Here is a 22,782-nt window from a genome sequence, read left to right on the forward strand (position 1 = left end):
TCACCACCACCCGTTCCACCACCACTGAATTGTCAAAGGAAGTTATGAGACGCGCTAAAATCGTCGCGACACTCGGCCCGGCTACGTCGAGCTACGAGAACATCAGGGCAATCATCGATGCAGGTGTCGATGTTGCTCGCATGAACCTCAGTCACGGAACCTATGCGGTTCACGAAGAGGTGTACGCGAACGTGCGTCGCGCCGCAGAAGACGCTGGCCGCGCAGTTGCCGTGATGGTCGACCTCCAGGGTCCCAAGATTCGTCTTGGCAAGTTCGAGGACGGCCCCTACGACCTCGCCGTCGGCGACATTTTCAAGATCACGACCGACGACATCGCGGGTAACCGCGAAATCTGCGGAACCACCTTCAAGGGCCTTCCGCAGGATGTTGCTCCCGGCGATTTTTTGCTGATCGATGACGGCAAGGTCAAGGTCAAGGTTGTTAGCTCGACCGACACCGTTGTTACGACAGAGGTCATCGTTGCTGGTGCAGTCTCGAACAACAAGGGCATCAACCTGCCCGGTGTTGCCGTGAATGTTCCTGCTCTCTCTGAGAAAGACGAAGATGACCTTCGTTGGGGACTCAAACTTGGTGCCGACCTCATCGCGCTATCGTTCGTGCGCAATGCAGAGGACATCGTTCGTGTTCACGAGATCATGGACGAAGAGGGCCGTCGCGTTCCTGTCATCGCCAAGATCGAGAAGCCGCAGGCCGTTGACCACCTCGAAGCGATCATTGACGCCTTTGACTCGATCATGGTTGCGCGCGGAGATCTCGGTGTCGAACTTCCTCTCGAGGCAGTGCCGATTGTGCAGAAGCGCACCGTTGAGCTGGCTCGCCGTATGGCGAAGCCGGTCATTGTGGCAACGCAGATGCTTGAGTCGATGATTTCGAGCCCAGTGCCAACGCGTGCAGAAACTTCTGACGTTGCTAACGCGATCTTGGATGGCGCTGACGCCGTCATGCTCAGCGGTGAGACTAGCGTGGGGGAGTACCCCGTGATCACCGTTCAGACGATGGCAAAGATTGTTGAGTCCACCGAGGAGCACGGTCTCGACCGCATTGCAGAGCTCGGCACGAAGCCAAAGACTCAGGGCGGTGCGATTACTCTCGCAGCGGCTGATGTTGCCACCTTCGTCGAGGCGAAGTACGTGTGTGTATTCACGGAGTCTGGAGACTCAGCACGCCGGATGTCGCGACTGCGGTTCCGTATCCCGATGAAGGCGTTCACACCCAACCCTGAGATTCACCGCCGCATGGCGCTAATTTGGGGCATCCAGTCGTTCGTCGTTGACCGAGTTACTCACACCGATGCGATGTATCGCCAAGTCGACGAGGTTTTGCTTGATCAGAAGCTGGCTGAAGTCGGCGACAAGGTTGTTGTAATTTCTGGTTCCCCTCCCGGAATCGCTGGATCCACCAACGACCTGCGCGTGCACATCATCGGCGATGCGATTAACGCCAAGGCTCCGGCTTGGGAGAGCAAGTAGCTCAAGCTAGCCAATTAGCGAGACTGTGCCGGCGCCGAACCTCTGGGTTTGCGCCGGCACAGTCGTTAACAGCGGCACAGTCGTTAACAGCGGCACAGTCGTTAACGAATGAAACCGAGATCAGCCGTGCTGATCTCGGTTTCATTATCCAAATGTTGTGCCGAATGTGGGATTCGAACCCACACGTCCTTTCGAACAAAGCATTTTGAGTGCTCCGCGTCTACCATTCCGCCAATTCGGCTGACTACAACGCTGATTAGAATACCGTAGGCTTGCTCCTGTGACTGACCAAAACACCAATCCAACTGCTCCTCGCCGCGTCGTCGTTGCCGAAGATGAGTCGCTCATCCGCATGGACATCGTTGAGATCCTCCGTGACGCTGGCTACGAGGTTGTCGGTGAAGCCGGTGACGGTGAGACCGCTGTGGCTCTGGCAACAGAACTGCGCCCCGACTTGGTCATCATGGATGTCAAGATGCCTCAGCTCGACGGCATCTCTGCGGCTGAGCGCCTGAGCGCCAACCACATCGCCCCGGTGGTGCTCCTCACGGCCTTCAGTCAGAAGGAACTCGTAGAGCGTGCTTCAGAGGCTGGTGCACTGGCCTACGTCGTGAAGCCGTTCACTCCGAACGACCTTTTGCCTGCCATTGAGATTGCTCTCAGCCGCTACGCGCAGATCATCACGCTTGAAGCCGAGGTCAGCGACCTCGTCGAGCGTTTTGAGACCCGCAAGCTTGTTGACCGGGCTAAGGGCCTACTAAACGAAAAGATGGGGCTGAGCGAGCCCGACGCCTTCCGTTGGATCCAGAAGGCATCTATGGACCGTCGCTTGACGATGCATGATGTCTCGCAGGCGATCATCGACCAGCTAAGCGCTAAGAAGTAATTTCCTCTGCTGCGGGGCAGTAACGCTACATCCGCGCGGTCCTATGAAGTGTGCCGATCCTTCAGGATGTTCGTGATGCGCACAGTGGAGAGCCGACGCTCTTGCTCGTCGCGGACCACAATCTCGTGAGTGGCCAGAGTTCGACTCAGTGCGATCGCGGTGCACGTGGCTGTGACGATTCCTTCGCGTACCGCCCTGGTGTGAGTCGCGTTGACTTCGATGCCCATGGCAATTCGTCCTGGACCAGCGTGGATTGCTGAAGAGATTGATCCGAGCGACTCGCCCAAGACAACGTGAGCACCACCGTGCAGGATGCCGATCACTTGGGTGTTGCCCTCTACGGGCATCGTGGCAACAGAGCGTTCCGCTCCGAGCTCCAAGAATTCGATCCCCATTTTTCGGGTGAGTGCGCCTCCGCCTGACTCAATGAGGCGTGCGACAAGTTCAGGATCAAGGTCATCGGGATACTTCACAGAGGTGCCCTTCACGCTAAGTCGTTCCGGCTGTCGGCAGGCGCGGCTAGGCTGGCTGCGTGTCGGATAATCAAAAGCCTACCCTCATGATCATTGACGGCCATTCGTTGGCCTTCCGAGCGTTTTATGCGCTTCCGGTCGACAGTTTTCAGAACCGTGAGGGGCAACACACCAATGCCATTCACGGCTTCTTGTCGATGCTGATTTCTCTACTTCAGAATGAGAAGCCCACGCATCTAGCGGTCGCCTTCGATATTTCGCGATACTCATTCCGCACCAGGGAGTACCCCGAATACAAGGGAACCCGCGGCGAGACGCCGGTAGAGTTCGTCGGTCAGATTCCGCTCCTTGAAGAAGCCCTTAAGGCGATGGGGGTGCAAACGCTGAGCAAAGAAGATTACGAAGCTGACGACATTCTGGCCACCCTCGCGAATGAGGGATCGAACAACGGATTTCGCGTACTTGTGGTCTCGGGTGACCGCGACGCCATCCAGATGGTCAACGATGACGTCACGCTTCTCTACCCGAACGCTCGCGGTGTTTCAGAGCTGAAGCGCTACGACCGCGACGCTGTCTTTGAACGCTACGGAGTTGAGCCCCACCAGTATCCGGAGGTCGCGGCTCTCGTTGGGGAGACAAGCGACAACCTCATCGGCGTCGACAAAGTGGGGGAGAAGACCGCGGTCAAGTGGATTAACCTCTACGGATCGCTCGATGAAGTGCTCGCCCACGCCGAAGAGATCAAGGGCGTCGTTGGGCAAAACCTGCGTGATCAGATGGATCGAGCGGTACGCAACCGCAAGCTCAACCATCTGCTCACCGACGTTGAGTTGCCCGTCGCTGTCGGAGACCTAGACCGTCGCCCTATTGACGAGGCCGCTGTTCAGGAAGTATTTGATCGCCTTCAGTTCAAGACGTTGCTCCAGCGCGTGCTTAAGATAGCGGCAGCGGAGCGTGGCGATGAGCCTTCGGCTTCCGTACCGGTGGACACCGCAATCACCGTTCCCGTTGTGCGCACGATGGTCGATGAAGAACTGGCTAAGTGGATCGACACCAATAGCGTTCAGGGCACAAAGCCGCTCGGGCTTACGCTCGCGATCGTTGAGGGCACCGTTACCGGTCTCGGGCTGGCCACAGCCTCCGAAACCGCCTTCGTGCCGTGGGCTGCAGACAGACTCGACTACGTTGCGCTTTCTGAATGGTTGGCCGGCGATGCACCGAAGTTTATGCACTCTGCGAAGGCGCAGCTCAAGATCGCGTCAGCGAACGGGTTGGAGATCGCGGGTGTTGCTTTCGACACCATGCTCGCAGCCTGGGTTCTCAAGCCCAGTGGCAAGCCTGAGGAGCTTGAAGCTCAGGTTTACAACTACCTCGGCGAGACAATCGAACAAAGCGACCCCAATCAGCTCGTGCCAGAAACTGAGGCGCTGAGCCCCGCAACACTGTCGTGGTACGTGGTGCGCGTGGCCAAATACCTTGCAGGCAGACTCGACGAAGGTTCACTCGGTGTTCTTACCGAAATTGAGATGCCGCTCGTTCCGGTGTTTGCGCAGATGGAGCGCACGGGTATTGCCGTGAATCGGCAGTTGCTCAACCACCTCAGCACGTCGCTGTCAGAGACTGCGGCCGAAGTCGCGCGCAACGCCTTCGAAGTGATCGGGCGCGAGATCAATCTAGGTAGTCCCAAACAGCTTCAAGACGTGCTGTTTACTCAGCTCGAAATGCCCAAAACGCGGGCGAACAAGACCGGGTATTCAACGGATGCTGCGAGCCTGACTGACCTGCAAGAACAAGCGCCGCATCCATTTCTTGACCTGTTGCTCAAGCATAGGGACGCCACAAAGCTCGTTCAGATCATCACCGGCATCGAGAAAGCGATCGACGACTCCGGCCGCGTTCACACCACCTATGAGCAGGCCGGTTCGAGCACAGGGCGCATCGCATCGAACGATCCGAACCTGCAGAATGTGCCTATCAAGACAGCCACGGGCCGTCAGATCCGCTCAGCATTTGAGGCGGGAGCTGGCTTCGACACGTTGCTGACTGCCGACTACTCGCAGATCGAAATGCGCATCATGGCTCACCTGTCGGGCGATGAGGGTCTCATTCAGGCGTTCAACGAGGGTGAAGACCTGCACCGCTTTGTTGGTTCCCGCATTTTCGGCGTCGAGCCGGCCGACGTCACCGCTGAGATGCGCACCAAGGTCAAAGCGATGTCCTATGGATTGGCTTATGGACTTAGTGCTTTTGGTCTCAGCAAACAGCTTCGGATCGAGACCAGCGAAGCCAAAGCCTTGATGACTGATTACTTTGCCCGCTTCGGTGCCGTACGTGAGTACCTGCGCAACGTAGTAGAGCGGGCACGCGTTGACGGCTACACGACCACGATTTTCGGGCGCCGTCGTCCGTTCGGCGACCTCAACTCGAAGAACCGGGTGCTGCGCGACAACGCAGAACGCCAGGCGCTGAACTCGCCTATTCAGGGTTCGGCCGCAGACATCCTCAAACTTGCGATGTTGCAGATCGATACCGACATCCGCACCGAAGGGCTAACATCGCGGATGCTGCTCCAGGTTCATGACGAACTCGTATTCGAAATCGCTGCAGGCGAACTTGAGCGAATGACTACTATTGTCCATGAGCGAATGTCAGGAGCGGCAACACTCTCCGTACCGCTAGATGTTCACATTGGAACCGGTCACAACTGGGATTCCGCTGCCCACTAGGCACCGGGACCGCCACAACACGCATTAGCCACCGCCGCGAAGGAGCCGATATGACCAGCAGAACCGTAACCATCGGATCGAAGGTGGGGCTCCACGCGCGACCTGCGTCAGTGTTTGCTCAAGCGGTAGGTACCTGTGGAGTAAAGGTGATGCTCACCGACTCCACAGACAAGACTGTCAATGCGGCGAGCATCCTCAGCGTGCTCTCCATGGGGATAGAGTTCGGCGATTCCGTGACGCTGTCGTCCGATGATGAAGGCGCCGAGACTGCGTTGGATTCGTTAGCGGCGTTGCTGTCAAGCGAACTAGACACCTAGATAACTCAGTAGAGAACTCGACACAGAGGAAACCAGACAACGATGTCAGATTCGAAGCCTCAGCCCACCGATGCTAGCGTCAACGGCCCACGCGAGACCACGCCAATCGACGCGATCGCCGAGAAGTGGGTAGAGACTCTTACGGAGCTCAACCCCGCAATCGGCACATGGATCGGATCGCCGGGGGCGCACTCAGGCTATGCGGATTATTCTCCAGAGGGCCACGCGGGCGTCATTGACGCCACTCGTAGCGTGCTGGCTCACCTCGAGGCCGCAACAGTCATTGACGACGTAGATCTTGTCACGAAGACCGAGATGGTCTCGACGTTGCGACTCGATCTTGACTCTGATGCCGCGAGCTTGTGGATGCGCGATCTCAACAATTTGGCGAGCCCGGCCCAAGACATTCGTGGCGTGCTTGATCTCATGCCAACGGCGTCGAGCGACGATTGGTCGGTAATAGCAGACCGCCTCCGCAATATTCCGGCGGCTATCGATGGCTACATCGCCACCCTTCGACATGGCATCGATCAATCAGTGGTGCCCGCTCAGCGTCAAGTCGCAGAAGTAATCACTCAGGCTAAACAGATTTCGGCATCTGGCGGCTTTTTCGACGACTTCATCGCGGGAGCTCGCTCTCTCACTGGTGGTGATTCCACCCTAGATAGCGCGCTGACCAATGGTGCTTCTGAAGCGGCCAAGAGCTACCAGAAACTCGAAGAATTTCTCCGTACTGAACTTGCTCCGCGAGCGACGCCCCAAGACGCATTCGGGCGCGATCTGTATGCGCTCGAATCTCGGGGCTTCCTCGGCGCGGAGATCGACCTCGACGAGACGTACGAATGGGGAATCGAAGAGCTTGCTCGCATGACTCGCGAGCAGGAAGCAATTGCGCGTGAGATCTTGCCTGGCGCGACAGTTGCCGAGGCAATCGAGCATCTTGACTCTGACCCTTCGCGCACCCTCCATGGCACCAAGGCGCTCCGCCAATGGATGCAAAATCTGAGCGATGAGGCGGTGGATGCGTTAGCGGGCACCCACTTCGACATCGCTGAGCCGATGCGCGCTCTCGAGTGCATGATCGCCCCAACTCATGACGGAATCATCTACTACACCGGGCCAAGTGATGACTTTTCCCGCCCTGGCCGCATGTGGTGGTCAGTGCCAGAGTCGGTAACAGAGTTCACGACGTGGCGTGAAGCGACCACCGTCTATCACGAAGGCGTTCCTGGCCACCATCTGCAGATTGCGCAGGCTGTCTACAACCGCGATCAGCTAAACACCTACCGTCGGCAGTTGGCCGGAACATCGGGTCATGCTGAGGGCTGGGCGTTGTATGCGGAACGGTTTATGAGCGAGCTTGGTTTTCTGGATGATCCAGCCGACCGTTTCGGCATGCTCGACGGACAGCGTATGCGCGCGGCACGAGTGGTCCTAGACATCGGTGTGCACTTAGGAAAGCCGAAGCTAGACGGCACAGGAGTATGGGACTGGGACTACGCGCTGGAGTTCCTGACGAACAATGTCACGCTCGACCCCGCGAACGTTCGATTCGAAGTCAACCGTTACTTCGGCTGGCCAGGGCAAGCTCCTTCTTACAAGGTGGGGCAACGCATTTGGGAAGAGCTGCGCGATGAGTGCAAGGCTCGTGAGGGTGCATCCTTCGATCTGAAATCGTTCCATCGTCGTGCGCTGAACGTTGGGGGAGTAGGTCTCGATACCCTCCGAACCGCGCTTTTGGCGCCGTACGAACAGCACTAATTGGCGCCGTACGAACAGCACTAATTGGCGCCGTACGAACAGCACTAATTGGCGCCGTACGAACAGCGTTAATTGGCGTTAGTGCTCCCGGTTCGCGCCGGGGGAGCACCGTTTCTTGCGCTGGAGAGGGAAACACGGGGCTTTGCTGGTTGGTTTTAGCTAACGAGAGGCGTTAGGCTGGAGTGTCGCAATTGCGACTTCTTATTCGCCTGCCATCGGCGATCACAAAGTTACATTTCACCGTTGGCCCAATTGTGCGCTTCTCGAAGCGCAACCCATACCGGAGCTACTACTACATGACAATCGCAACGACCGACAAGGCACCCAAGCAGGTCGCCATCAATGACATTGGATCTGCTGAAGATTTTCTCGCCGCGGTCGAAAAGACTCTGAAGTTCTTCAACGATGGTGACCTTATCGAAGGTACCGTCGTCAAAATCGATCGTGACGAGGTTCTCCTCGACGTCGGTTACAAGACCGAGGGCGTAATCCCCTCCCGTGAACTTTCCATCAAGCATGACGTTGACCCCACTGAGGTTGTCAACGTTGGTGACACTGTTGAGGCACTTGTTCTTCAGAAAGAAGACAAAGAAGGCCGTCTCATCCTGTCCAAGAAGCGCGCACAGTACGAGCGTGCATGGGGCGACGTCGAACTGATCAAGGAATCGGATGGCGTTGTCACCGGTTCGGTCATCGAAGTTGTCAAGGGTGGGCTCATCGTCGACATCGGACTTCGCGGATTCCTCCCCGCATCGCTCATCGAGCTGCGTCGCGTTCGTGACCTCACGCCGTACCTCGGCCAGGAGATCGAAGCCAAGATCCTCGAACTCGACAAGAACCGCAACAACGTTGTTCTGTCGCGTCGTGCACTTCTTGAAGAGACTCAGTCGGCTAGCCGCACTTCGTTCCTCAACAACTTGGCCAAGGGCCAAGTTCGCAAGGGTGTCGTTTCCTCGATCGTTAACTTCGGTGCGTTCGTCGACCTCGGCGGCGTTGACGGTCTCGTTCACGTTTCCGAGCTCTCGTGGAAGCACATCGAGCACGCTTCAGAAGTTGTTGAAGTTGGCCAGGAAGTCACCGTCGAGATTCTCGAAGTTGACCTCGAGCGCGAGCGCGTGTCGCTGTCGCTCAAGGCAACTCAGGAAGACCCGTGGCAGGTATTTGCCCGCACCCACGCAATCGGTCAGGTTGCGCCCGGTAAGGTCACCAAGCTCGTTCCGTTCGGTGCGTTCGTTCGCGTCGCAGACGGCATCGAGGGCCTCGTACACATCTCTGAGCTGTCGGGCAAGCACGTTGAGCTCGCAGAGCAGGTTGTTTCGGTAGGCGACGAGGTATTCGTCAAGGTCATCGACATCGACCTCGAGCGTCGTCGCATCTCGCTTAGCCTCAAGCAGGCTAACGAGGGCGTTGACCCCGAGGGAACCGAGTTCGACCCGGCTCTCTACGGAATGCTCACCGAGTACGACGACCAGGGCAACTACAAGTACCCCGATGGCTTCGACCCCGAAACCAACGAGTGGAAAGATGGCTTCGAGTCACAACGCGAGAAGTGGGAGCAGGACTATGCTGCCGCCCAGGAGCGTTGGGAACAGCACAAGAAGCAGGTTGCAGCTGCAGCGATTCAGGAAGAGTCGATCAGCAGTGCACCCGCCGGCTCGTCGTCGTTCTCGAACGATGACGCAGCATCAAGTGCAGGTGCAGGAACGCTTGCAGACGACGAGACTCTCGCCGCTCTGCGCGAAAAGCTTTCCAGCAGCAACTAGTTTCTCGTTGAACGTTTGTGGCCAGTCTCCCTCGGGAGGCTGGCCACAGTCAGTTAACCGGACTCGCTCTAGCTGGTGCACTACACCCGAGAAGCGAGAAGCAAGACACACAGTATCCAGCAGCTGGCAGTCGTGGCAGCTGGCGGGCAACCGGCGGGGAGCAAGAATCGAACGGAGCGACCGTACTAGTTCAACAGTCGTGCACGCCGCGAGCGTCGGATGCGCAACACAACCAGGGTAATCATTCCGAGAAGTACGAAAAACCCGATCACTGGCACCAGCAGTGCCATGAAACTTAGCAACACACTGCTGATGTCTTCTGCGGCGCTAACCACGGGAGCTGCGGCGCCTGCGGTCGCGGCATTTAGCGCTGGTCGCGCGAGCATCTTGGCGGCGTGGGTGCCGAAGGCGAGTACTACGCCAATGGAGACCGGAACCCAAGCACTCGAGGTGAAGAATGAGGCCGGGTCGGTAACGACAGCCGTCTCAGAGGCCGCGCCTGTGCCGAATGCGATGCCACCCGCCACAGGTCGGATAACGCTCTGAATCCAGTCGTTGACGGAGTCGACGACTGGCACCTTGTCTGCAACGATTTCAACGACAAGAAGTACGCCGAGGACTACTAGCACCCAAGGGTTTTCAAGCCACGCCCAGGCCGTGGGTAGCTCGACGAAATCGAAGACGCGCCCTGCGAGCCCCAAGATCAACAGCGGAATGTAGGCATTGAGTCCGGCTGCGACAGCCAGACCACTACCGGTAAGCAGCTCGAGCATCCGGAGTTCCTTTCAACAGGCTGAGGCTAGCATTAGCGCATGCACTTAATAGCGCTCACCGGAGGCATTGCTTCAGGAAAGTCGACCGTGGCACGGCGCTGGCAGGATCAGGGTGCTGTGGTTGTCGATGCGGATGCTCTGGCGCGGGAAGTGGTTGAGCTGGGTTCGCCCGTGCTCGACCAGATCGCACAACGTTTTGGGCCAGAGGTAATCTCTGACGACGGCTCCGTGAACCGGTCAGCGCTTGGAGCATTGGTCTTTGGCGATACCGACGCGCGAGAAGCATTGAACGGCATCACGCATCCCGCGATCAGTCGTCTTGCCCAGAGCCGCTTTGATGATGCAGCGTGCATCAACGCTGAGGCAATCATTGTCTACGACATCCCGTTGTTGGTGGAGTCTGCTCAGTCGCTCGCGCGCTTCGATTTAGTCGTGACCGTAGAAGCTGACCCTAAAGTGCGAGTACAGCGACTGATCGATCATCGTGCGATGACGAGCAGCGAGGCGGAGGGGAGAGTGGCTTCTCAAGCCACGTCACTGCAGCGTCGTGAAGTGGCCGATTTCGTGATCGAGGCGAATGATTCACTCGCTGACACTGAGCGCCGCGCCGATGAAGTGTGGTCGCTAATTACTAGTCGGTTGCACAAACGCCTGTGATCAAGCATCTCTGGTCAAGCATCTCTGATCAAGCAGCTCTGATCAAGTTGTCAGTGCGCCTGCTTAGACTTGAGTAATGCAACCTACCCGCTCAGTGCGTCCGTTCGAGGTGATTAGCGAGTACTCACCTTCTGGCGATCAGCCCGAGGCGATTCGCCAACTCGCACAGCGCATCAACGCAGGTGAAACTGACGTTGTACTTCTGGGTGCTACCGGTACTGGCAAGTCAGCGACCACTGCCTGGCTGATCGAGCAAGTGCAGCGGCCCACGCTGATCATGTCGCACAACAAGACCCTTGCTGCTCAGTTGGCTAATGAGTTCCGCGACCTTATGCCGAATAACGCAGTTGAGTACTTCGTTTCGTACTACGACTACTACCAGCCTGAGGCCTACATTCCCCAGACGGACACTTTTATTGAAAAGGATTCATCGATCAATGCTGAGGTTGAGCGGCTTCGGCACTCCACCACCAACTCGTTACTGAGCCGCCGCGACACGATCGTGGTTTCTACTGTGTCGAGCATTTACGGCTTGGGCGCTGCTGAGTCGTACCTTGAGGCGATGATTGCGCTTCAAGTAGGCATGCGCATCAACCGTGAGACGCTCATCCGAAAATTTGTCGCTATGCAGTATCAGCGCAATGACTATGACTTCTCGCGGGGCAACTTCCGCGTGCGCGGCGACACTATCGAGATCATTCCTGTGTACGAAGAGCTGGCTATTCGCATCGAGATGTTCGGTGACGAGATTGAAGCGTTGTATTCGTTGCATCCGCTCACCGGCGAGATCGTCAAGAAGATGGATGCCGTCTCCGTCTTTCCTGGCACACATTACGCTGCGAGCCCCGAAACTATCAAGCACGCAATTGTGTCGATCCAAGCAGAGCTTGCGGATCGGTTGGCAGTGCTTGAGCGTCAGGGAAAACTGCTTGAAGCACAACGATTGCGGATGCGCACGACCTACGACATCGAAATGATGGAGCAGATCGGCTTTTGCAACGGCATCGAGAACTATTCGCTTCACATGGATGGTCGCCAGCCGGGGGAGCCACCGAGCTGCCTGCTTGATTACTTCCCAGAGGACTTCCTTGTCGTCATCGATGAGTCACACGTCACTGTGCCACAAATTGGGGCGATGTATGAGGGCGATGCTTCCCGAAAGCGCACCCTAGTCGAGCATGGTTTCCGGCTGCCGAGTGCACTCGATAATCGCCCACTCAGGTGGGAAGAGTTCTTGGAACGTGTTGGGCAGAAGATTTACCTATCAGCCACCCCGGGAAAATATGAGCTCGGGATCACTGACTCGATCGTCGAGCAGGTCATCCGCCCTACCGGTCTGGTAGATCCGCAGATCGTAGTGAAGCCGTCGAAGGGTCAGATCGATGACTTGCTCGAACAGATCACCACGCGCGTCGAAAAGAATGAACGCATTCTGGTCACAACTCTGACCAAGAAGATGGCAGAAGAGCTCACCGAGTTCCTCTCGGAGCACGGCGTTCGAGTGCGCTACCTGCACGCTGACGTAGACACTTTGCGTCGTGTCGAGTTGCTCACCGAGCTTCGTCAAGGCGTGTATGACGTTCTCGTAGGCATCAACCTACTTCGTGAGGGCCTTGACCTTCCCGAGGTTTCGCTTGTCGCAATTCTTGACGCCGACAAAGAGGGCTTCTTGCGTTCGTCAACCTCGCTCATCCAAACCATCGGTCGTGCGGCGCGAAACGTCTCGGGTGAGGTTCACATGTATGCGGATGTCATTACCCGCTCCATGCAGTTCGCCATCGAAGAGACCGACCGCCGCCGTGAAAAGCAGGTCGCATACAACACCGAACACGGCATCGACCCGCAACCACTTCGCAAAAAGATTGCTGACATTACCGATGCACTCCTCCGGGAAGGTGCTGACACAGCTGAATTGTTGTCTACCCGCAACCGAGATGGCAAAAAGCGGGCCCCGACTCCGAATCTTGCGCGCGAAGGCATCGCGGCGGCCGGTGGAAACGATCTTGAGCAGATCATCTCGGATCTCAACGAGCAAATGCTTCAGGCGGCATCCGAACTGAAGTTTGAACTTGCAGCGAGATTGCGTGATGAGGTTCAAGACCTCAAAAAGGAGCTACGCCAAATGGAGCAGGCAGGCCACCTGCGCTAGAGGCCGTGTGCTAGTTGAGTGAATCGTGAAGCTCAATCATCGCGCGCGATAGTGGCATTGCATCGAATCGCAGCGCTGTTTCGCGAGCGGCACGCCTGCGGCTCTCGACGGATACCTCGCTCAGCTTGCTGACCGCGTTCACGATATGAGCAGGGTCAGCAGCGGTGGTTACTCCACCACCGCTGCGAAATTCGATTCGACTCCGGATGCTCCCGCTCACGATCACGGGGGTGCCAGACGCGAGTGCTTCGAGAGCAACGGCATGACCAACAGAGCCGCCAGCAGTTACAAGGGCGAAGTCGGCCGTTGCGAAGACCTCTGCTCGTTCGGCGAGGGATAAGTTGCTGGCTCTCAAGAATTGCACAGGAAGCCCGTGTGCACTCCGCTCAAGACGATAGCGAAGGGGGCCGTCTCCCAGGACAACTAGATGAACGTCTGTTCCGTCTTCGGTGAGCTTGCGGATCGCGTCGATCGCGATCGATACTGAGCCGGTAGCGGTGAGGGGCGCGGCGCACACAGCGATGAGGTCAGCGCCGCTCGTGTCGCGAAGCGCGGAGTTATGACGCAAAGGAGTGAATATCTCCAGATCAACACCCGGCTGCATAGTCACAATTATGCCGGCGTCGGAGCGAACAGGGGAGAGTGTTGCGCCGTCGATCCCGCACACGACGCGGTCGTAGTTCTTTAGTGCGGCATCGGTCGCCCAGTCGGCAGGGACGTCATCCGCGAATAGCACTGCTGGAACGTGATTTTCTCGAGCCCACGCTCCGAGCTGACGGAAGCTGAGTCGATCTGCGACCTCTATGCGGTCGGGGACGAGTCTGTCGAGCGCACGTCGAATCGCGAGCGGGATCCGAACAAATCCACGTCGTATCGCTGCACCACGTGCGGGAACAGTTACTAGGGTGCCGTACTCAGTCCCCGCTACCGATGCGACAGTGCCCGGTACAATAACCGAAAACTCGTGCCCCGCCGCTCGATAGGCGATGCCTCGAGCGCGAACTGCGCTGGAGGGGGAGAGCGCCGGTACTGAATAGAAATTGGTCACGTGCGCAATGTGCATCTACTCATTATCGCCTGCATAGGGCAAACGTTCAGGCAATGTCAGTGGTCTCCGTAGAATAGTGAGAGTGACTACTGCTCAGTCGATCCCCAATTCTCACCTCAGCGTCCGTGGCGCTCGAGTTCACAACCTCAAGAATGTTGACCTCGAAATACCCCGCGATTCGCTCGTTGTCTTTACTGGTCTCTCCGGATCAGGAAAATCGAGCCTCGCGTTCGACACGATCTTCGCCGAGGGTCAACGCCGCTACGTTGAATCGCTTTCCGCGTACGCACGCCAGTTTCTTGGTCAGGTTGACCGTCCTGACGTCGACTTCATCGAAGGTCTGAGCCCGGCTGTATCAATTGACCAAAAGTCGACAAACCGCAACCCTCGATCAACCGTAGGCACGATCACTGAGATCTACGACTACATGCGGCTCTTGTGGGCTCGTATCGGGGTGCCCCACTGTGCCATCTGCGGCGAAAAGATCGAACGCCAGTCGGTTCAACAGATCGCTGATCAACTCATGAAGTTAGAGAGCGGCACGCGCTACCAGATTGTGAGCCCGGTTGTTTCGCAGAAAAAGGGCGAGTTCGTCGATCTCTTTGCCGAACTAACCTCGAGCGGATACTCGCGTGCGTTAGTTGACGGCGAAGTTGTTCAGCTGAACGATCCACCCAAGCTGAAGAAGCAGGTCAAGCACGATATTTCTGTGGTCGTCGACCGCCTTGTGGCAAACGACGACATCCTCACCCGTCTGACTGACTCACTCGAGACGGCGCTTCGGCTGACCGACGGAACTGTTGCGATCAACTTCGTTGACGAAGAGGGTCAGGCTGCTTGGCGCTCCTTCTCCGAGAAGCTGTCGTGCCCGAATAATCATCCGATTCAGCTCACCGAAATTGAGCCACGAACATTCTCGTTCAACGCCCCGTTTGGCGCCTGCCCAGAGTGCTCGGGTCTGGGGACGCGCATGTCGATCGACGCCGATCTTCTCATCGCCGACGACTCGGTAAGCCTGTCAGAGGGCGCAATCTTGCCGTGGACCAACTCCGGCAAAGGCCTTTACAACTATTTTGAAAAGCTCCTCGGCGGCTTGGCGTTAGATCTGGACTTCTCGCTCCACACACCTTGGGGCGAGCTTCCCGAAGACGTTCGTGACGCAATTCTCACCGGCAACAACTTCAAGGTTTCCGTCAAGTGGAAGAACCGCTATGGCCGAGAGATGAAGTATTCCACAGGGTTCGAGGGCGTAATTCCCTACATCGAACGCAAATATCTCGAGGCCGAGACTGACGTGCAACGCCAGCGTCACGCCGCTTATCTGCGCGAAATTCCTTGCCCTGTGTGTAACGGCAAACGTCTCAAACCAGAAGTACTCGCGGTGACTGTTGCTGACCGCAACATCTCTGACATTTGCGAACTGAGTCTGAGCGATGCGTATGGCTTCATGAACGGCATCACGCTCTCCGAGCGCGATGCTCGCATTGCAGCCCAGGTATTGCGCGAGATCCGACTTCGGCTGGAGTTCTTGGTCGAGGTCGGACTGAGCTATCTCAATCTTGCGCGTGCAGCCGCAACGTTGAGCGGTGGCGAAGCGCAGCGCATCCGACTCGCTACTCAAATTGGGTCAGGGCTCACGGGCGTTCTGTATGTGCTTGATGAGCCAAGCATCGGTCTTCACCAGCGAGACAACCGCCGATTGATCGAGACCCTCGTCAAGCTAAAGAATCTCGGCAACACCCTTATTGTCGTTGAGCACGACGAAGACACCATTCGAACTGCCGATTGGATTGTTGACATCGGGCCAGGCGCCGGCGAGCACGGTGGTGAGGTCGTTCACTCTGGTTCCTACGTCGACTTGTTGAAGAACACGAAGTCGATCACCGCTGACTACCTATCCGGCCGCAGAGCAATTGAGACGCCGAAGAAGCGTCGACCGATTGACCGCGAACGGCAAGTTACTGTCGAGGGCGCTCGAGCCAACAACCTCCAGAACGTGACTGTAAAATTTCCTCTCGGCACATTTACCGCGGTGACCGGCGTCAGCGGGTCTGGCAAATCAAGCCTTGTCAACGACATTCTGTACAAAGTGCTTGCCAACGAGCTCAATGGTGCGCGTCAGATTCCTGGCAAGCACACTCGTGTGACTGGGCTCGAGAACCTCGACAAGGTTGTGCACGTTGACCAAAATCCCATTGGTCGCACACCGCGTTCTAACCCCGCGACATACACGGGCGTATTCGACAAGATCCGCACGCTCTTCTCCGAAACTGGGGATGCCAAAGCACGTGGCTACCTTCCCGGCCGTTTCAGCTTCAATGTGAAGGGTGGTCGCTGCGAGAACTGCTCCGGTGACGGCACGATCAAGATCGAGATGAACTTTCTGCCTGACGTTTACGTCGCCTGCGAAGTGTGTGGGGGAGCGCGCTACAACCGCGACACGCTCGCCGTCAAATACAAGTCGAAGAACATCGCCGAAGTACTCGACATGCCCATTAGCGAAGCTGCAGAGTTTTTCGAGGCTATATCGAGCATCCACCGCTATCTCAAGACGCTTGAAGAAGTCGGGCTCGGTTACGTCCGACTCGGACAAAGTGCGACCACACTTTCTGGTGGAGAGGCGCAACGGGTGAAGCTCGCTACCGAACTGCAGAAACGGTCGATGGGTCGCAGCATCTACGTACTAGACGAGCCAACAACTGGTTTGCACTTCGAGGATGTGCGCAAGCTGCTTTTGGTGCTCAACAGCTTGGTAAATAAGGGAAATACCGTCATCGTGATTGAACACAATCTCGATGTGATTAAGTCCGCGGACTGGATCATTGATCTTGGCCCCGAGGGTGGTGCTGGTGGTGGTGAACTGCTATTCACTGGCACGCCAGAGAAGCTTGCGAAGGTCAAAGATAGCCATACCGGGCAGTTCCTCGCAGAGGTGCTTAGCGGCAACCGTGTCTAGCGGGACCACCGGATGTCTAGTGTGAATACTGTGTTTGGTGCAGAGACCGTGTCTAGGTGCAAAGGGGAGCGGAATGGCTGAAACAGTCAGTTGGCGCCCGCGAGCGGGTGATATTCCGGCGCAGCCTGGTGTCTACCGTTTCATTGATGAACGCACACGGGTGCTGTATGTGGGCAAAGCCAAGAACTTGCGTTCGCGACTCAGCAACTATTTCGCTCCGTTGTCTTCGTTGCACGAGCGCACTCGCCGCATGGTGCTCACTGCTACGAATGTTGAGTGGACAATCGTGGGCAACGACTTCGAAGCACTGCAGCTGGAGTACACCTGGATCAAAGAGTTCGATCCACCGTTCAATGTCCAGTACAAGGACGACAAGTCGTACCCATATCTTGCTATCACCATGGGCGATGCTGTGCCTCGCGTTCTGGTGACTCGCAATCGCAGCCTGCCCAATGCCCGCTATTTTGGTCCATATTCGCGTGCGTGGGCTATTCGCGACACTGTCGATGTGATGCTCAAGGCTTTTCCGATGCGCAGTTGTTCACCATCGGTCTACAAGCGAGCACAACAGACGGGGCGCCCCTGCCTTCTCGGCGACATCGGAAAGTGTGCGGCTCCGTGTGTCGGCCGGGTCACGCTTGAGGAACACAAGTCGATAGCCCTCGATTTTGCGTCGTTCATGGCTGGCAACGATTCGCGGATGCTCAAATCTATTCGTGAACGGATGAGTCAGGCCGCGGCAACTCAGGACTACGAATCTGCTGCTCGCTATCGGGATCAGATTGGTGCGATGGAGACGGCACTGGCGAAGAACCAGATCGTGCTGTCAGAAGATGTCGATGCAGACTTCTTCGGAATCGCCCACGACGAGCTGGCCGCCGCTGTGCAGCAGTTCGTCGTGCGAGGTGGCCGAATTCGTGGGGTGCGCGGCTGGGTCGTCGACAAGGAGCTCGATGTTGATCTCGGTGGGCTTGTGGAGTCTGTGCTCCAGAATGCCTACGACGATACGTCTCCTCCACCCGACGTTCTCGTGCCGGCACTGCCTGAAGACAGTACGGCGCTGGAAGAGTGGTTGACGCAACGAAAGGGAGTAGGTGCTCGAGCGCGTTTGCGGGTAGCTAAGCGCGGCGAGAAGGCGGCGCTCGCGCAGACTGTTGAGACGAATGCGAAGAACGCGTTGATGCTCTACAAGTCGAAACGCAGCGGCGATTTTGTGGCACGCTCTCAGGCGTTGGCGGATATCCAGGACGCGCTTGGCATGGCTGAGGCCCCACTGCGTATGGAGTGTTTCGACGTCTCCCATCTGTCGGGAACCAACGTTGTCGCGTCAATGGTGGTGTTTGAGGATGGGCTGCCGAAGAAGCAGCACTACCGACGGTTCAACATCGCGGAAACCACTGACGACACAGATTCGATCTACCAGGTTCTCAAGCGCAGGCTCGCGTACCTTGCGGTCGGGGCTACCGTGCCAGAGACAACTCCTGCGGTTGCTCCCGAGACAGCAGCCGGCGCCGCACCTGATGCCAACGCGCAGTTGGAGTTGAACCACCAACCGGCGGCATCTGCAAAGTTTGCCTATCCGCCACAACTGCTCATTGTTGATGGTGGTCAGCCTCAAGTATCGGCCGCTCAGCGGGCGTTAGAAGAGTCCGGAGTTTCAGGCATCCAACTTGCGGGCATAGCAAAGAGGCTCGAAGAGATCTGGCTCCCGAATGCAGACTTTCCCGTCATCCTTCCGCGCAATAGCGACGCACTGTTTTTGATCCAGCGATTGCGAGACGAAGCGCACCGGTTCGCAATTACTCATCAACGTCAGCGGCGTTCCAAAGATGTGTCATCAGTTCTCGCGACGGTTCCGGGCCTCGGCCCAACGCGGATCAAAGCTCTCCTCCAGCACTTTGGATCGGTGGCTCGGCTCAGGGCGGCCTCTGCTGAGCAGATCATTGAGGTGCCCGGGATTGGCACGTCGACTGCCGACGCCATTATCCAGAAGCTCGCCCCGCCCGACCTCGGGTAGTCTGGGAGCACCATGAAACCTGTTATCGAACAGCAAGAGATGCTCATCGTGACTGGCATGTCAGGTGCCGGTCGATCAACCGTCGGCAATGCTCTAGAAGATCTCGGCTGGTATGTCGTCGACAACCTCCCGCCCCAGATGTTGCTTCCTCTTGTCGACCTCGCTCACCGAGTGGGGGACTCTCTGCCTCGCGTGGCCGCCATCATCGATGTGCGCGGAGGAAAACACTTCTCAGACGCGCAAGAAGCCATCCAGTCTCTCCGTGGATCAACCTCACTCAGAGTGCTATTTCTTGACGCAGAAGATGCCGCGTTGGTGCGTCGTTTTGAACAGGTCCGACGGCCACATCCGCTTCAAGAGGAAGGCACTCCGCTCGACGGAATTGCCGCAGAACGCAGGCGGATGGCTGAGATTCGTGCCAGCAGCGACATCATCATCGACACTTCTGATCTGAACATCCACCAGCTAGCAACGACAATCATCGAGAAGTTCTCCGCGGAAAACGATGCGGGTTTGCGTATTACTATTGAGAGCTTTGGATTTAAGTATGGCCTTCCAGCAGACGCCGATATGGTGGCTGACTGCAGGTTCTTGCCCAATCCTTTTTGGATGCCTGAACTCAAAGCACTCGACGGACTCGATGAACGAGTGCGCGCGTACGTGGTAGGGGCAACCGGAGCACAAGAGTTCATTGCAGACTATGCACGAGCGCTTGAACCTGTTTTCGCTGGATACCAGCGCGAGAATAAGCGGCACGCAACGATCGCGATCGGCTGTACCGGTGGCAAGCATCGGTCGGTTGCGATTGCAGAAGAACTGTCAGCGATTCTGAGCGGCTTGCCCGGAGTAGCGGTAAGCATCAAGCATCGGGATCGCGGACGAGAGTAGATTACTCATCCATGAAGACCGTCATCCTGAAAGAAAGGCCAGTTAGTGGCATTAACTGCTGAAGTAAAAGACGAACTGGCACGGATTCAGTTGGGCAAGACCACCGAGCGCGCGGCTGAACTCGCAACGATTCTGCGTTTCTCGGGTGGACTGCACCTGATTTCGGGACGCATCGCCGTCGAGTCTGAACTAGAAACTGAACTTCTCGCTCGTCGAGTGCGACGCGACATCGCCGAACTCTACGGTGTGCGCTCCGAGGTGTCGCGCGTCGCATCATCTGGTGGGCGTCGCTCAAATAATCTTTTGGTGCGAGTTCTTGACGGGGGAGAGACCCTTGCGCGTCAAACCGGGCTCCTGGATGCTCGACGCCGACCAATTCGCGGGCTCCCCAACCGTGTGACCACGGGTGGGCGGGGCGAACTTGCTGCCGTGTGGCGTGGCGCCTTCTTGGCTGCCGGATCACTCACTGATCCTGGCCGCTCCGCGGCACTTGAAGTGACGTGCCCTGGCAACGAAGCCGCAATGGCGCTTGTCGGCGCAGCCGGCCGGCTCCGGGTTGCTGCCAAAGCTCGTGAGGTGCGCGGTGTGCACCGAGTCGTCGTTCGCGATGGTGAGGCTATCAGCGCAATGCTCACCATCATGGGGGCCGAGACAACAGTTGTCAGCTGGAACGAACTGCGTCAGCGTCGCGAAGTTCGAGCGACGGCGAACCGCCTCGTGAACTTCGACGACGCAAACCTGCGCCGCTCTGCTCAGGCTGCGGTCGCAGCGTGTGCTCGCGTCGAGCGTGCCCTCGAAATTTTGGGCGACGACGTGCCCAAGCATTTGCGTTACGCGGGCGAACTGCGTTTGAGTCACCGCGATTCGAGCCTTGATGAGCTCGGACATCACGCTGATCCGCCAATGACCAAGGATGCAGTTGCCGGGCGCATTCGACGTTTGCTGGCGATGGCCGACAAGCGAGCTAGCGACCTCGGTGTGGCGGGAACTGAAGCAAACCTGCCCCCCGAGTTGGAGGAAGCTTAGCGTTCTCTCGATGCGGCACGAGTGTCGTATGGACGTGGTTAGACTGGAAGCAACGGCCTGTTCGTGCTTGCCAGCCGCGCAGGATTCAAGATTCCAGGAGGACTTCCGATGGCTGAATACACCCTTCCCGAACTTTCGTACGACTACACAGCGCTTGAGCCCAGCATCAGCGCAATGATCATGGAGCTGCACCACAGCAAGCACCATCAGGCCTATGTGACCGGCGCAAACGCTGCCATCTCAGGCCTTGCTGACGCTCGGGATTCCGGGGATCTCTCAAACGTAAACAAGCTTGAGAAAGACCTCGCCTTCAACCTCGGCGGACATGTCAACCACTCCATCTTCTGGACCAACATGTCGCCGAATGGTGGAGACAAGCCCACGGGCGACCTCGAGAGCGCGATCAACGACCACTTTGGATCGTTCGACAAGTTCACCGCGCACTTCACCGCCACCGCCATGGGCGTTCAGGGTTCGGGTTGGGCTGTGCTCGCTTGGGACTCCATCGGAGAGCGCCTCATCATCGTTCAGTTCTTTGACCAACAGGGCAACTTGCCTGCGGGCATCGTGCCGCTGTTGATGCTCGATGTCTGGGAGCACGCGTACTACCTCGATTACAAGAACGTGCGTGCTGACTATGTCAAGGCGTTCTGGAACATCGTTGACTGGGCTAACGTTCAAGACCGCTTCAGCGCCGCGCGCTCGAAGACAAACGGTCTGCTGCTACTCTCGTAGCGGCATCGTGGCCGGGTTAGGCCCCGGCTTCAGCCCTGTCTCCGCTAGATAGCATCACCCCACCACTACAGCAAGACGCGTCCTAGACGCCTGATTTTCTGGAGCAACAGTGAGCGTAAAAATCGGTATCAATGGGTTCGGTCGCATTGGTCGCAACTTCTTTAGAGCAGCTATGGCCAAGGGCAGCAACATCGAAATCGTTGCGGTCAATGACCTCACAGACAACAAAACTCTCGCGCATCTCCTCAAGTACGACACGATCACCGGTCGTCTCGACGCAGAGGTAACGTTCGACAACGATCAGATCGTCGTGAACGGAACTGCGATCAAGGTTTTCGCAGAGCGTGACCCTTCCAACCTGCCCTGGGGCGAGTTGGGCGTTGACATCGTTATTGAATCGACCGGTCACTTCACCAAGTCGGTGGATGCCGCCAAGCACATCGCCGCGGGCGCCAAGAAGGTAATCGTCTCGGCTCCTGCATCAGGCGATGGCGTCGCAACAGTTGTTCTCGGAGTCAACGAGGGCGACTACGACCCCGCCGTCCATAACATCATCTCGAATGCTTCGTGCACCACCAACTGCCTTGCGCCGTTGGCCAAGGTGTTCATGGATAACTTCGGCATCGACACCGGATTCATGACTACGGTTCACGCGTACACCGCTGACCAGAATCTTCAGGATGGTCCTCACGGAGACCTGCGTCGGGCTCGCGCCGCTGCGCAGAACGTCATCCCGACGTCGACTGGTGCAGCGAAGGCGCTCGGCTTGGTACTTCCGGAGCTCGTCGGCAAGCTCGACGGCTACGCACTGCGCGTTCCTGTAATTACCGGTTCGATCACCGACCTCACGATCACGACGTCGTCCGAGGTCACGGTCGAAAAGATCAACGCCGCGTACAAGGCCGCAGCTGAGGGTCCCCTCAAGGGCATCCTCAAGTACACCGAAGACGAGATCGTTTCGAGCGACATTGTTGGCGACCCGCACTCCTCGATCTTTGATGCCGGTCTCACCAAGGTAATCGGCAACCAGGTCAAGGTCGCATCGTGGTACGACAACGAATGGGGCTACTCCAACCGTCTCGTTGACGTTGCAGAGTACGTCGGCGAACGCCTCTAA

At 57.4% G+C, this 22,782-nt stretch carries 17 protein-coding genes and 1 tRNA gene; 14 read left to right on the plus strand and 4 right to left on the minus strand.

Annotated elements, in window-relative coordinates:
• Positions 1-44 precede the first annotated feature (44 nt).
• Positions 45-1,490 (plus strand): pyruvate kinase, encoded by a 1,446-nt coding sequence (gene pyk, locus ABD112_RS08630; protein WP_343925009.1) that lies wholly within the window; start codon positions 45-47, stop codon positions 1,488-1,490.
• A gap of 158 nt (positions 1,491-1,648) precedes the next feature.
• Here the strand turns inward: pyk and ABD112_RS08635 are convergent.
• Positions 1,649-1,731 (minus strand) — tRNA-Leu (locus tag ABD112_RS08635).
• 39 nt (positions 1,732-1,770) lie between these two features.
• Here ABD112_RS08635 and ABD112_RS08640 point away from each other — a divergent pair.
• On the plus strand, positions 1,771-2,376 hold the full coding sequence (locus ABD112_RS08640) for an ANTAR domain-containing response regulator (protein WP_343925011.1): 606 nt from the start codon (positions 1,771-1,773) through the stop codon (positions 2,374-2,376).
• A gap of 41 nt (positions 2,377-2,417) precedes the next feature.
• On the opposite strand, the gene ABD112_RS08645 is transcribed toward ABD112_RS08640, so the two are convergent.
• Positions 2,418-2,849 (minus strand): PaaI family thioesterase, encoded by a 432-nt coding sequence (locus ABD112_RS08645; RefSeq protein WP_343925013.1) that lies wholly within the window; start codon positions 2,847-2,849, stop codon positions 2,418-2,420.
• Positions 2,850-2,908: 59 nt separating this feature from the next.
• Between ABD112_RS08645 and polA the strand changes: the two genes are divergently transcribed.
• The 4 genes from polA to rpsA all read left to right on the plus strand — a co-directional run bounded on the left by polA (position 2,909) and on the right by rpsA (position 9,416).
• Entirely contained in the window at positions 2,909-5,575 is a 2,667-nt protein-coding gene (gene polA, locus ABD112_RS08650) for a DNA polymerase I (protein ID WP_343925014.1), read from the plus strand.
• Between the two features lie 50 nt (positions 5,576-5,625).
• Positions 5,626-5,892 (plus strand): HPr family phosphocarrier protein, encoded by a 267-nt coding sequence (locus tag ABD112_RS08655; RefSeq protein ID WP_343925015.1) that lies wholly within the window; start codon positions 5,626-5,628, stop codon positions 5,890-5,892.
• Positions 5,893-5,934: 42 nt separating this feature from the next.
• Positions 5,935-7,653 carry a DUF885 domain-containing protein gene (locus ABD112_RS08660; RefSeq protein WP_343925017.1) on the plus strand — a complete coding sequence of 573 codons (1,719 nt, stop codon included), beginning with the start codon at positions 5,935-5,937 and terminating at the stop codon, positions 7,651-7,653.
• 296 nt (positions 7,654-7,949) lie between these two features.
• Positions 7,950-9,416 carry a 30S ribosomal protein S1 gene (gene rpsA / locus ABD112_RS08665; RefSeq protein ID WP_343925019.1) on the plus strand — a complete coding sequence of 489 codons (1,467 nt, stop codon included), beginning with the start codon at positions 7,950-7,952 and terminating at the stop codon, positions 9,414-9,416.
• Positions 9,417-9,601: 185 nt separating this feature from the next.
• Here the strand turns inward: rpsA and ABD112_RS08670 are convergent, their stop codons facing one another.
• Positions 9,602-10,189, minus strand: a complete 588-nt coding sequence (locus ABD112_RS08670; protein WP_343925021.1) for a DUF4126 domain-containing protein — start codon at positions 10,187-10,189, stop codon at positions 9,602-9,604.
• A gap of 39 nt (positions 10,190-10,228) precedes the next feature.
• On the opposite strand from ABD112_RS08670, the gene coaE reads away from it, so the two are divergent.
• Both coaE and uvrB read left to right on the plus strand, forming a co-directional pair.
• Complete coding sequence (gene coaE, locus ABD112_RS08675) at positions 10,229-10,846, plus strand: dephospho-CoA kinase (RefSeq protein WP_343925023.1); 618 nt, start codon at positions 10,229-10,231, stop codon at positions 10,844-10,846.
• A gap of 76 nt (positions 10,847-10,922) precedes the next feature.
• On the plus strand, positions 10,923-12,995 hold the full coding sequence (gene uvrB / locus ABD112_RS08680; protein ID WP_343925025.1) for an excinuclease ABC subunit UvrB: 2,073 nt from the start codon (positions 10,923-10,925) through the stop codon (positions 12,993-12,995).
• Between the two features lie 10 nt (positions 12,996-13,005).
• On the opposite strand, the gene ABD112_RS08685 is transcribed toward uvrB, so the two are convergent.
• Positions 13,006-14,043 carry a glycosyltransferase gene (locus ABD112_RS08685; protein WP_343925027.1) on the minus strand — a complete coding sequence of 346 codons (1,038 nt, stop codon included), beginning with the start codon at positions 14,041-14,043 and terminating at the stop codon, positions 13,006-13,008.
• Positions 14,044-14,125: 82 nt separating this feature from the next.
• Here ABD112_RS08685 and uvrA point away from each other — a divergent pair, with 82 nt between their 5' ends.
• From uvrA to gap, 6 genes are all read left to right on the plus strand, one after another.
• Positions 14,126-16,999 carry an excinuclease ABC subunit UvrA gene (uvrA, locus tag ABD112_RS08690; RefSeq protein WP_425563815.1) on the plus strand — a complete coding sequence of 958 codons (2,874 nt, stop codon included), beginning with the start codon at positions 14,126-14,128 and terminating at the stop codon, positions 16,997-16,999.
• 73 nt (positions 17,000-17,072) lie between these two features.
• Positions 17,073-19,016, plus strand: a complete 1,944-nt coding sequence (uvrC, locus tag ABD112_RS08695) for an excinuclease ABC subunit UvrC (protein WP_343925032.1) — start codon at positions 17,073-17,075, stop codon at positions 19,014-19,016.
• Between the two features lie 12 nt (positions 19,017-19,028).
• Positions 19,029-19,904 (plus strand): RNase adapter RapZ, encoded by an 876-nt coding sequence (gene rapZ, locus ABD112_RS08700; protein ID WP_343925034.1) that lies wholly within the window; start codon positions 19,029-19,031, stop codon positions 19,902-19,904.
• A 45-nt stretch (positions 19,905-19,949) separates the two neighbouring features.
• On the plus strand, positions 19,950-20,930 hold the full coding sequence (gene whiA / locus ABD112_RS08705) for a DNA-binding protein WhiA (RefSeq protein WP_343925036.1): 981 nt from the start codon (positions 19,950-19,952) through the stop codon (positions 20,928-20,930).
• A 108-nt stretch (positions 20,931-21,038) separates the two neighbouring features.
• Positions 21,039-21,665, plus strand: coding sequence for a superoxide dismutase (locus ABD112_RS08710; RefSeq protein WP_343925038.1), 627 nt, complete (start codon positions 21,039-21,041; stop codon positions 21,663-21,665).
• Between the two features lie 109 nt (positions 21,666-21,774).
• Positions 21,775-22,782, plus strand: coding sequence for a type I glyceraldehyde-3-phosphate dehydrogenase (gap, locus tag ABD112_RS08715; protein ID WP_343925040.1), 1,008 nt, complete (start codon positions 21,775-21,777; stop codon positions 22,780-22,782).

This window comes from Rhodoglobus aureus (assembly GCF_039527955.1).
In the GTDB taxonomy this organism is placed as follows: domain Bacteria; phylum Actinomycetota; class Actinomycetes; order Actinomycetales; family Microbacteriaceae; genus Rhodoglobus; species Rhodoglobus aureus.